The sequence below is a fragment of the Allobosea psychrotolerans genome, assembly GCF_002917105.1.
In the GTDB taxonomy this organism is placed as follows: domain Bacteria; phylum Pseudomonadota; class Alphaproteobacteria; order Rhizobiales; family Beijerinckiaceae; genus Allobosea; species Allobosea psychrotolerans.
On the sequence record NZ_PQFZ01000010.1, the window covers coordinates 214,144 to 226,102 of the forward strand.

At 68.9% G+C, this 11,959-nt stretch carries 6 protein-coding genes; 5 read left to right on the top strand and 1 reads right to left on the bottom strand.

The window, feature by feature from the left end; all coding sequences use genetic code 11:
• Positions 1 to 4 precede the first annotated feature (4 nt).
• The 3 genes from CYD53_RS18075 to CYD53_RS18085 are packed head-to-tail and all read left to right on the top strand — an operon-like array spanning position 5 to position 2,563.
• Complete coding sequence (locus tag CYD53_RS18075) at positions 5 to 835, top strand: IclR family transcriptional regulator (protein WP_245928301.1); 831 nt, start codon at positions 5 to 7, stop codon at positions 833 to 835.
• The gene (locus CYD53_RS18080) at positions 832 to 1,356 is read left to right on the top strand and encodes a GNAT family N-acetyltransferase (RefSeq protein ID WP_245928302.1); all 525 of its coding nucleotides are present in this window, start codon (positions 832 to 834) and stop codon (positions 1,354 to 1,356) included. The genes CYD53_RS18075 and CYD53_RS18080 overlap by 4 nt, the downstream gene beginning before the upstream one ends.
• A 1-nt stretch (position 1,357) precedes the next feature.
• Positions 1,358 to 2,563 (top strand): CaiB/BaiF CoA transferase family protein, encoded by a 1,206-nt coding sequence (locus CYD53_RS18085; RefSeq protein WP_103719463.1) that lies wholly within the window; start codon positions 1,358 to 1,360, stop codon positions 2,561 to 2,563.
• Between the two features lie 24 nt (positions 2,564 to 2,587).
• On the opposite strand, the gene CYD53_RS18090 is transcribed toward CYD53_RS18085, so the two are convergent.
• Complete coding sequence (locus CYD53_RS18090; RefSeq protein WP_103719464.1) at positions 2,588 to 4,027, bottom strand: S1 family peptidase; 1,440 nt, start codon at positions 4,025 to 4,027, stop codon at positions 2,588 to 2,590.
• 250 nt (positions 4,028 to 4,277) lie between these two features.
• Between CYD53_RS18090 and CYD53_RS18095 the strand changes: the two genes are divergently transcribed.
• Entirely contained in the window at positions 4,278 to 9,530 is a 5,253-nt protein-coding gene (locus CYD53_RS18095) for an alpha-2-macroglobulin (RefSeq protein WP_103719465.1), read from the top strand.
• A 73-nt stretch (positions 9,531 to 9,603) separates the two neighbouring features.
• Positions 9,604 to 11,826: a penicillin-binding protein 1C gene (gene pbpC, locus CYD53_RS18100; RefSeq protein WP_425428317.1), complete on the top strand. Its 2,223-nt coding sequence runs from the start codon at positions 9,604 to 9,606 to the stop codon at positions 11,824 to 11,826.
• Positions 11,827 to 11,959 lie beyond the last annotated feature (133 nt).

Consider the following 11,959-nt stretch of genomic DNA (forward strand, 5'->3'; position numbering starts at 1 on the left):
GCCGGTGGAGGCGATCCTGCGAGCAAGCTCCCATTCCGACGCTGACGCGCACACCGACGATCTCGCCGGTCCCAAGGAGGACCGCCATTTCGTCACGGCGCTGGCGCGCGGTCTCGAGGTGCTGGCCTGCTTCAGGCGCGGCGAGGCGGCACTCGCCAATTCCGAGATCGCCGCGCGCTGCGGCCTCGCCCGCTCGACCGTCTCGCGCCTGACCCATACGCTGACCACGCTCGGTTATCTCCACCATGTTCCGGAATCCGGCAGCTACCGGCTCGGCACGGCGCTGATCGCGCTCGGCGCCAATGCGCTCGCCGGGCTCGATGTCCGTCGCCTGGCGCGGGTCGGCATGCGCGACCTCGCAGGTTTCGCCAATGCCACGGTGGGGCTCGGCGTGCGCGAGCGGCTCAGCATGCGCTATATCGAATGCTGCCGCGGCGAGGCCGCGATCGCGCTCAACATGGATACCGGCTCCAGGCTCTCGCTCGCCCGCAGCGCCATGGGCCGCGCCTATCTCGCCGTCTGCAGCGAAGCCGAGCGGCGCGCGATCATGGAGGATATCCACTCGGTCGACGACGCGGCCTGGCCGCGCCTGCGCGAGGGCATCGACCGGGCGCTGGAAGACTACGCGACCTGGGGCTGCGCCCGCTCCTTCGGCGAATGGCAGCCGACGGTGAGCGCCATCGCGGTCGCCTTCCACCCCGGCGGCGGCCTGCCGCCGATGTCGATCAATTGCGGTGCGCCGACCGTGATCCTCGACCGGAATTTCCTGATGGACGAGGTCCGGCCAAGGCTGATCGCGCTCGCAGCAAGCCTGGAGGGAGTAATGGGTTCGTGAGGCAGGTTGTGACAGCCCGTCCTATCACCGCTGCTGACGTGCCGCGTTTCCGGGAGGTGCTCGATGAGGTTGCGCGTGAGCGGCGCTACCTGGCCTTCGAAGAGGCTCCGCCGATCGAGCGCATCGCGGTTTTTGTCGAAGCCAATATTGCAACGGGAAACACACATCTTGTCGGGCTCGTAGACGATATGATCGTCGGCTGGTGCGACATCGTCCGCGACGTCAGCAGACCGACCCGGCGCCACTGCGGCACGCTCGGCATCGGCATCCTCGCGCAATATCGCGGTTTGGGGCTCGGTCGCTTGCTGATGCAACAGGCGATGGCAGGCGCTGCCGCATCCGGGCTCAAGCGCATAGAATTGACCGTTCGCAGCTCCAACCGGCGCGCCATAGCCCTCTATGCGCGGCTGGGCTTCGCGCCTGAAGGCTGCCAGCGAAACGCGATCATGACCGAGGACGGTTACGAGGACCGTGATCTGATGGCTTATCTCGTGCCTGAGCAGCCCCAACAAGCAGCGTGACATGCCGATGACCACTCTCGACCTCCCTCTCTCCGGCATCCGCGTGCTCGATCTCTCGCGCATCCTCGCCGGCCCCTGGTGCGGTCAGGTGCTGGCCGATCTCGGCGCCGAGGTGATCAAGGTCGAGCACCCCCTGCGCGGCGACGACACGCGCGACTGGGGCTTTCGGCTGGGCGAGCGCAACACCTGCTATTTCAACAGCGTCAACCGCAACAAGCGCTCGATCGGCGTCGATGTCGGCAAGCCCGAGGGGCTGGCGATCGTCCGCGACCTTGCCGCCAGGAGCGACGTGCTGATCCAGAACTTCAAGACCGGCGGCGCCGACAAGCTCGGCCTCGGCTATGAGGCGCTGAGCACGCTCAACCCCGGCCTGATCTACTGCTCGATCGCCGGCTACGGCTCGGATGGGCCGGAAGCCTCGCGCCCCGGCTACGACCTCGTCATCCAGGGCGAATCCGGGCTGATGGGGATGAACGGCAATGACGACCAGCCGCCGCTGAAATTCGGCGTCGCCATCGTCGATCTCTTCACCGGGCAATATTCGGCCCAGGCCGTGCTCGCCGCACTGATCCAGCGTGGACGCACCGGCAAGGGCCGACATATCGAGATGGCGCTGTTCGATTGCGGCCTCTCGGTCACCTCCTATTACGGTCTGGAAGCACTGGCATTGGGCGAGAACCCGCCGCGCTACGGCAATGCGCATCCCTCGATCGTGCCCTATGGCGTCTTCGACGCCGCCGACGGCCCGCTCGTCATCACCGTCGGCAACAACGCCCAGTATGAGCGCTTCTGCCGGACCGTGATCGAGCGGCCGGATCTGGCGGAGGATGGGCGCTTCGCCACCAACCTGCTGCGCACCCAGAACCGCCCGGAGCTGCTGCCGATGATCGAGGCGGAGCTGAGGGCGAGGCCGCGCGCGCTGCTGCTGCAGCGGCTCGCCGCCAACGGCATTCCCTGTGGCGAGGTGCTGGGCCTGAACCAGGCGCTGCGTTCGCCGCGCGCAACGCAGGCCGGCATGGTCTCTGACGACGCCGGCAATGCCGACACGCCCGCCGTGCTCGCCCCACCCTACCGCCTCGACGGCGAGCGCGTGCCCCTGCGCCACCGCCCGCCCGGATTGGGCCAGGATACGGACGCGGTGCTGGCCGATCTCGGCCTGAGCGCGGAGCGGATCGCCACGCTCAAGGGCAACGGCGTGATCGGGTAGTCCGAGGCCTTAGGGTCCCGCGCATCAAAGGCCGCACACCACCGGCAACACCGCTTTGCCGACCTTCTCGACGATCCTGCCGGTGCTGAGCTCGCCGCCGGCAGCCGCTGCGGGAAGCGAGAGCCCCGCCTTCGCGATCACGGCCTGGAGCGTCGCCGCATCCGCTACCGCATAGGCCCGCTGCGGCGCGACGCCGGCGATCAGGATCTTGTCGGAAGGGTTGGCCGTGACCAGCCCCGCCAGGCGGCCTTGCCGGTCGAAGGCCGGGCTGCCGGCCTGGCCCGGCTGGAGCGGCGCGAATACGGCAGCGGTCGCCCCGACCCGGACGGCTTGTCCCGGCAAGGCGAGGGCGGCACGCTTGCCGGCATCATCGCCGAACGCCACCAGGACGAGGTTTTCGCGCTCGCCCAGCGCCTCGGGGCGGGCCCCGAGCGCGGTCAGCGCCGGCCCGCCATCGAGATCGAGCAATGCGAGCCCACTGGCATCATCCTTGCCGCGCAGCCGCGCCGGACGCCCGCCGACCCGCAGCGAGCGGCAGCCCTCGATCGCGGAAGCCGCTGTCGCCACGACCTTGTCAGATACGAGCAGCCCGACGCCATAGCGCTCGGTCGGAGGGGCGGCCGGGCGAACAGCGGAAAGCGAGGAGCCCGCGACACTGGCGATCGCACTCGCCGGGCTCGCCGGCGCGGGTCCAGTCGGGAAGGGCTCGAAGCTTGCAGCGATGGCGATGACCAGCTTGTCGACGCTGGCCGAGAGCGCCTTGTCGTAACCGATCGAGAAGCCGCGCAGGCCTTGCGGCCCGGATGCCAGCCGGCGGTAGAACTTGCCCGTGGCGGTCTCGCCGGTGACCACGAAGAAATCCGGGCGCAGCAGCTTGTAGGTGATCTTGCGGCCGGGATTGTTGGGATTGACCAGGGTCGCCTTCTCGAAGACCGAGTCCAGCGTTTCTCCCGGCGGACTGGTGGTCGCGTCGAGCGTGATCTTGCCGTCGGCGCTCTGCCAGCGGCTGCCGCCGGTCGGCGTCGCCTCGCGCTTGGGCAAGACCTTTTCAGGAATGCCGATCCGCATGCCGGTGCGCGCGTCGTCGATCAGGCGAAACCCCGCCGCCTCGCGCGCGCCACGGGCCGCTTGTGCAAGCGCCACGCGCTCGGCTGGCGAGAGCACGCCATTGGGCTCGCCGCGCCCGGCCTTCAGCGCATTGATGGCGCGGAAGGTCAGCGGGCCGTAAGAGCCGCTCGCCGCCGCATTGAACAGGCCGGCCCAGATCAGGTCGGTCTGGATCGCCTTGCGCTCGGCCTCGGGCAGCGCCTCGAAGCTCGCCTGCGCCGCGGCAAGCTGGGGATTGGACGCCGGCGCGGGAGCCTGCGCCAGCACCATCGACGGCAAGAACGCAAAAGCAGGGGCGGCCAGAGCCAGCCGCAACCCCACGGCCCGCCCGAAACGGGTTCTGATCGCATTCGCCATCGCGTGCCTCCGCCCCTGCAAGAGGCCGCATTGAGCGTCAGATCGCGCGCGCCCGCAACTGCGATGACGAAGCGAAACAGGATCAAGCGCAAGATCAGGTTGAGGGCCCGCCTCATCCGGCAGCCCACACCTTTCGTATTGCGCCGGCAAGCGCTGATGCTAGCTTGCCCGCGGGCTCAAAGCTGTCATCGGGCGGACGCGGATCGCACCGAGATTGGCGCGCAGGCTCGACCGAAGAGGACGTAAGACCATGACCATGCTCGCCCGTCTCGCGTTGCTTTTCGGTCTGGCGCTCGCCGCGCAGCCCGCCCTGGCCCAGAAGGCCTACGTTCGCAATGACCTCGCCGCAGACGGGCAGCGGCTGGAGGAGCGCTTGAAGCGCGAGGTTTCGGTCAGCGGCAGGCAGGCGACAGAGGCCCTGCGGATCGGCGCCTCCGCACTCGCCCGCGGCGATGCCCGCTCCGCCTTGCCCCAGGCCAATGCCGCCGTCGTCGCCGAGCCCAACAACGCCGCCGCATGGCGCTTGATGGCGAATGCGGCCAACGCGATCGAGCCGCGCGACTATCGCGAGCGCTGGGAGTTGCGCGAGCGCGCGATCTCGGCCGCCTATCTCGCCTATCAGCGCGCCAGCTCGCGCCCCGAGGAGGCCGCATCGCTTGGCGTGCTCGCCCGCATCTTCGAGAAGAACGAGCTCTGGCGGCCGGCCCTGACGACCTATCGGCTGAGCCTCGACCTCGCCGATAATGCCGGCTTGCGCACCGCCTATGAGAGCCTTCGCGAGAAGCGCGGCTTCCGCATCCTCTCCAACAAGGTCGATGCCGACGCCGCCTCGCCGCGCGCCTGTTTCGAGTTTTCCGAGCCGCTGGCGCGCGGCCGCGTCGATTTCGCGCCTTATGTCGCGGTCTCCGGCGGAAAAGGTGATTTCGCTGTTTCGGCCGAGGAGCGCCAGATCTGCGTCGACGGACTGCGACATGGCGAGCGCTACGCCTTCGTCATCCGCCAGGGCGTGCCTTCGGCGATCCCCGACGAGAAGCTGCTGAAATCGGCCGATTACGAGGTCTATGTCCGCGACCGCACGCCTTCGGTGCGCTTCACCGGCAAGAATTACGTGCTACCGCGCACCGGCCAGCAAGGCATCCCCGTCGTCTCCGTCAATGCCAACCGGCTCGACCTCGAGGTCATGCGGATCGGCGACCGCAACCTGATCAATTCGGTGCATTCCGACGATTTCCTTGGCCAGCTCGGCTCCTACGCCTCGAAGCAGATCGCCAGCGACAAGGGCCAGAGCGTCTGGACCGGCTCGATGGAGGTGAAGACCGAATTGAACAAGGACGTGATCACGGCCTTCCCCGTGATCGAGGCGGTCGGCCGCCTGCAGCCCGGCGTCTATGTGATGTTCGCCAAGCCCGCCGGCGGCAACGCGACAGCGCCGCAGACCGATTCCGACAGCGACTATGACGACGGCACGACGCGCGCGACGCAATGGTTCGTCGTCTCCGATCTCGGCCTGACCTCCTTCTCGGGCCCTGACGGCGTGCATGTGCTGGTGCGCTCGCTCGCCGACGCCTCGCCCGTCGCCAATGCCGAACTCAGGCTGCTCGCCCGCAACAACGAGGTGCTGGGGACGGTGCGTTCCGACGCCAATGGCTATGCCCGCTTCGATGCCGGCCTGGGCAAGGGCCAGGGCGGCAATGCGCCGGGCCTCGTCACGGTGCTCTTGGGCGAAGATTACGGCTTCCTCGATCTGAAGCAGACCGCGTTCGATCTCTCCGATCGCGGCGTCAAGGGCCGCGTCGCGCCTTCAGGCCTCGATGCCTATCTCTACACCGAGCGCGGCGTCTACCGCTCCGGCGAGACGGTGTACCTGACCAGCCTCCTGCGCGACGCCAAGGGCGCGGCCGTGACCAGCCTGCCATTGACCATCGTGGTCAAGCGCCCCGACGGCGTCGAGTATCGCCGCCGCCAGGTCGAGGACCAGGGCGCCGGCGGCAGGGCCCATTCGATTCCCCTGCTGTCGGGCGCACAGACCGGCACCTGGCGTGTCCAGGCCTATGCCGACCCGAAAGGCCCCGCGATCGGCGAGGCCTCCTTCCTGGTCGAGGATTATGTCCCCGAGCGCCTGGAACTGACGCTCACGCCCAAGGCACCGGTGCTGCAGGCGGGCGAGCCGGCCGAGATCGACGTCAATGCGCGCTATCTCTATGGCGCGCCGGGCTCCGAGCTCGACGTCAACGGCTCGATGACGATCCGCGCCGCCGCCCAAAGCGCGATCCCCGGCTTCGCCGGCTATCAGGTCGGCCTCACCGACGAGGAATTCCAGCCGGTCCAGACCGATTTCGAGGAAAGCACCACGACCGACGCTTCCGGCAAGGTCACGGTCTCCAACCCGGTCGCCCAGCCCGAGACCAACCGACCGCTCGAGGCCGAATTCACCATCCGCGTCGGCGAACCCGGCGGGCGCGCCATTGCCCGCTCGGTGACGCTGCCAATCGTGCCCAAGGGCGCCGCGCTCGGCATCAAGCCGCTGTTCAAGGATGGCGAGCTCGGCAACGGCCAGACCGCCGGCTTCGAGGTCATCATGGCCAATGGCGACGGCCGCCGCCTCGCGCGGCCGGGCGTGAAATGGACCTTGTCCAAGGTCACCCGCAACTATCAGTGGTTCTTCCAGGACGGGCGCTGGAATTTCGAGGGCGTGAAGCAGACCCGTCGCGTCGCCGATGGCGAGGTCGCGGTCAGGGCCGATGCCGCCGCCTCGATCTCGGCCCCGGTGCAATGGGGCAATTATCGCTTGGACGTCGCAGCCGACGGCCCCGATTCCACCGAGAGCTCTCTGTCCTTCACCGTCGGCTACGAGGCCGACAAGACCGCCGATACGCCCGATGTCCTCGATGTCGCGCTCGACAAGAACGCCTATGCCGATGGCGAGACCATGCAGGTGCGCCTGGCGCCGCGCTTCGCCGGCAAGGCGACGCTCGCCGTGATCAGCGACCGCGTCAACGAGATCCGCACCATCGATGTCGCCGCCGGCGGCTCGACGGCTTCCATCCCCGTCAAGGCTGAATGGGGCGCGAGCGCCTATCTCGTCGTGCTCGCGCACCGCCCGATGGACACCGCCGCCCAGCGCCTGCCCGGCCGCGCCATCGGCCTGTCCTGGTTCGCCATCGGCAAGGAGAACCGCACGCTCGCCATCGATCTCGGCGCGCCCAATCTGGTGCGCCCGCTGACGACGCTCTCGCTGCCGGTCAAGGTCACCGGCGCGCGGGCGGGCGAGGACGCCTTCGTCACGGTCGCGGCCGTCGATATCGGCATCCTCAACCTGACGCGCTTCGAATCGCCTGATCCAAGCAAGTTCTTCTTCGGCCAGCGCCAGATCGGCCATGAATTGCGCGATCTCTACGGCTATCTGATCGACGGCATGCAGGGCGTGCGCGGCGCGATCCGCACCGGCGGCGACGGCGCGCCTGCGCTTGGCGGCGAGAAGCCGACGCAGGAGCCGCTCGCGCGCTATTCCGGCGTGGTCAAGGTCGGCGCCGACGGCATGGCCAAGGTCGATTTCGACCTGCCGGCCTTCAACGGTTCGGTCCGCGTCATGGCGGTCGCCTGGTCGGCCGGACGCACCGGGCAGGCCAGCGCCGACGTCATCATCCGCGACCAGGTCGTCGCGCAGGCGACACTGCCGCGTTTCCTCGCCATCGGCGACCAATCGCGCTTCCATCTCGCGATCAGCAATGTCGAGGGCCCCGCCGGCCCCTATGTCGTCGATCTCGATGTGAGGGGCCCCGTGCTGGTTGCCGCCGAAGCGACGCGCAAAACGCTCCAGCTCGCGGCCGGCGCCAAGAGCGAGCTCACCATCCCGGTCACGGCGGCGGGTCTCGGCCGCGCCGAATTCGATGTCCGCATCACCGGACCCGGCGGCATCGGAACGGTGCAGAACCTGGCCGTGCGCGTGCAGCCCTCCGCCAATACGATCGCGCGGCGCATCGTCCGGCCGATCCCCGGCAATGGCGGTTCGATCACGGTCTCATCCGACCTGATGGCCGATCTCGTGCCCAATTCCGGGCAGGTCTCCGTCTCGGTCTCGCCGCTCGCCTCGCTCGACGTGCCGGCGCTGCTGAAGGCGCTCGACCGCTACCCCTATGGCTGCACCGAGCAGACGGTGAGCCGCGCCTTGCCGCTGCTCTCGGTCAACAAGCTCGCCACGCTGGAGAACCTCGCGCTCGACGCCAATGCCGATGAGCGGGTCAATGGCGCGATCGAGCGCGTGCTCGCCCGCCAGGGCGCCAACGGCTCCTTCGGGCTCTGGGGCGTCGGCGGCGAGGATCTCTGGCTCGACGCCTTCGTCGCGGATTTCCTGACGCGGGCGCGCGAGCGCCAGTTCCAGGTGCCGCAGATCGCCTTCAACCTCGCTCTCGACCGCCTGCGCAACCAGGTCGTCAACACCAGCGAGATCAACAAGGAGGAGGCGGCCGGCATCGCCTATGCGCTCTATGTGCTTGCCCGCAACGGCCGGCCGGTGATGGGCGATCTGCGCTATCTCGCCGACAACAAGCTGGCCGATTTCGCGACGCCATTGGCGCGCGGGCAGATCGGCGCCGCGCTCTCGGCGCTGGGCGATCGCGGCCGTGGTCGCGCCGCCTTCACCAGTGCGCTCGGCCTGTTGCAGGACGCGCGCGACGACGGCCTGTCGCGGCCCGATTACGGCACGCGCCTGCGCGACGGGGCGGGCGTGCTCGCCTTGATCGCCGAAGCCAATGGCGAGCGCGCCGACATCACCCGCGCCGCCGCGATCGTCGACACGGCACGCGGCAGCGCGCGCTACACCTCGACGCAGGAGCAGATGTGGATGGTCGTCGCCGCCCAGGCGCTGGCCAAGGACGCCGAGGGTATGACGCTCACGGTCGACGGCGCCGAGCGCAAGGGGCCGCTCTACCGCACCATCTCCGCCGAAGCGCTGGAGGCCAAGCCGTTGACCGTCGCCAATCCAGGCGCCGCCTCGGCGCAGGCCGTGATCACCGTCTCGGGCATCCCAACCGGCGCGGAGCCGGCCCTGAACCAGGGCTTCGGCCTGGAGCGGGTGATCTACACCATGAAGGGCGAGAAGGCCGATCCGGCGCGTTTGCGCCAGAACGAGCGCTATGTCGTGGCGCTGAACGTCACCGAACCCAGTTTGCGCTATGGCCGGGTGCTGCTGGTCGATCCCGTGCCCGCCGGGCTCGAGATCGAGAACGCCAACCTGACCGAGGGCGCTTCCGTTGCCGGGCTCGACTGGCTGAAGCAGGAGGTGACGCCGGTCCACACGGAAGCCCGCGACGACCGCTATGTCGCGGCCTTCGATCGCGATGGCTCGAGCAGCCAGAAGCTCGCCTTCACCATCGCCTATATCGTCCGAGCCGTCTCGCCCGGCCGCTATGTCGCGCCGGCGGGCGTGGTCGAGGACATGTACAGGCCAGATCGTTTCGGACGGACCGCGTTCGGAACGGTGGATATTTCGTCGGCGCGGTAACCTGGCCATGGGCACGCGGGACGAAAGACGGGCCGCGACAGAGCCCCCTCTCCCCTCGGGGGAGAGGGCTGGGGTGAGGGAAGGTGAAACCTTTCCGCGCTTCCACCAACTGCGCCATCACCTCGACCGCTTGCTTCCTTTCCTCATCCGTCAGCGCTTCGCGCTGCCACCTTCTCCCCCGAGGGGAGAAGGGCGTGCGCCGCAGCGCCTCCGCAGACTGAAGATCGCCGCCACCGCTCTAGGCCTCCTAGCGACAGCCGCCACCGCCGCCCTCCTCGCCTACGCCACCTCCCTGCCGCCGCTCGACCTCGCCGCCGCCTCGGATCGCTCGACCGTCGTGCTCGACCGTGAGGGCAAGCTGCTGCGGCCCTTCCTGACCGATGACGGGCGCTGGAAGCTCCCCGTCACCACCGCGGATGTCGACCCGCGCTACCTCGCCATGCTCAAGGCCTATGAGGACAAGCGCTTCGACACTCACTGGGGCATCGACCCGCTCGGGCTTGTCCGCGCCGCCGGCCAGATGCTGATGAGCGGGCGCGTGATCTCCGGCGGCTCGACCCTGACCATGCAGGTCGCGCGCCTGCTGGAACCGCGCGAGGAGCGCTCGCTCTCCGCCAAGCTGCGCCAGCTCATCCGTGCGATCGAGCTCGAGCGCCGCTTCGACAAATCAGGCATTCTCGACCTGTACCTGACGCTCGCTCCCTTCGGCGGCAATCTCGAGGGCGTCCGCGCCGCGAGCTTCGCCTATTTCGGCAAGGAGCCGAAGCGCCTTTCGACAGCGGAAGCCGCACTGCTCGTCGCCTTGCCGCAATCGCCCGAGACGCGCCGGCCCGACCGTCTCAACGAGGCCGCCCGCAAGGCCCGCGAACGGGTCTTGGCGCGTGTCGAGGCGGCGGGGCTGGCGACGTCGTCGGAGGTCGCAGCTGCCCGGGCCGAGCCGATCCCGACGACGCGCAGGCCGTTTCCCAACCTCTCCCCCCATGTCGCCGAGCAGGTCGTGGCGGAGGTCCCGGACGCACACGCCCACAGGCTCACCATCGACGGCCGCCTCCAGGCCAATCTCGAGAACCTCGCCCGCGAGCGCAGCGCGGGGCTCGCACCCCAGGTCTCGATCGCCATCCTCGTCGCCGACAATGAGACCGGCGAGATCCGCGCCTCGGTCGGCGGCGTCGATTATTTCGCCGCCGAGCGCGCCGGCTCGCTCGACCTGACACGGGCGCTGCGTTCGCCCGGCTCGGCGCTGAAGCCCTTCATCTATGCGCTCGCCTTCGACAACGGCATCGCCCATCCCGAGACGATGCTGGAGGACCGGCCGGCGCGCTACGGCATCTATGTGCCGGAAAATTTCGACCTGAGCTTCCAGGGCATGGTCTCGGCTCGCAAGGCATTGCAGCTCTCGCTGAACGTGCCTGCTGTCGAGCTCTTGTCCGCGCTCGGGCCGCAGCGCTTCCTGTCGCGCCTGCGCGACGCCGGCGCGGCCATAGCCATGCCGAAGGAGGGCGGCGCACCGGGCTTGGCCGTCGGTCTGGGCGGCCTGGGGATCACGCTGCAGGATCTGACCCGGCTTTATGTCGGGCTCGCGCGCGGCGGCGAGATGACGCCGCTGCGGCTGAAGACCGAGAGCCAAAAGACCGAGAGCCAAACGAGCGAGCCCTCGCCCCGCCTCGTCGACCCCGTCGCGGCCTGGTACGTCACCGACACGCTGCTTGGCGCGCCCGCGCCGCAGAACGCCCTGCCAGGGCGCATCGCCTACAAGACCGGGACATCCTATGGCTATCGCGACGCCTGGGCGGTCGGCTTCGACCGCAAGCACACCATCGGCGTCTGGGTCGGACGGGCCGACAATGGCGCGGTGCCGGGGCTTGTCGGCCGTATGGTCGCAGCGCCGATCCTGTTCGACGCCTTCGCTCGGGCCGGCATCGATCCCCGCCCCTTCCCGCAACCGCCCAATGCGATCATCGCGACCGCGGCCCATCTGCCGCCGCCCTTGCGCCATCTGCGCCAGGACGTGCCCAAGACGATCGCCGCGATGACGACGCCGGTGCTGAAGCTCGCCTTCCCGCCGGAGGGCGCGCGGATCGATCTCGCAGCCTCGGCGCTCGACGGCCGCAGCCAGCTCAACCTCAAGGTCGCGGGCGGCGCGCCGCCCTATACCTGGCTCGTCGACGGCGCACCCGTGCTGGAGCCGACCCGCCGCCGCGAAGCCGCCTGGCAGCCGCCCGGAAAAGGCTTCGTCCGGATCTCGGTGATCGACGGAACGGGTGCGAGCGAGAGTGTGTCGGTGCGGCTGCAGTAAGGGCTCGCCGCTTTTCGTCATTGCGAGGAGCGAAGCGACGAAGCAATCCATGTGTGGACGGCCCGTTGTTTGCAAGATGGAAGCGTCTGGTTGATCTGGTCGCTTGCGGTCATGTGTCCGGCCTGTTGGTGCG

Coding starts and splice junctions, on each gene's coding strand:
- CYD53_RS18085 (WP_103719463.1), top strand. CDS start 1,358: ATGCCGATGACCACTCTCGACCTCCCTCTCTCCGGCATCCGCGTGCTC.
- CYD53_RS18090 (WP_103719464.1), bottom strand. CDS start 4,027: ATGGCGAATGCGATCAGAACCCGTTTCGGGCGGGCCGTGGGGTTGCGG.
- CYD53_RS18095 (WP_103719465.1), top strand. CDS start 4,278: ATGACCATGCTCGCCCGTCTCGCGTTGCTTTTCGGTCTGGCGCTCGCC.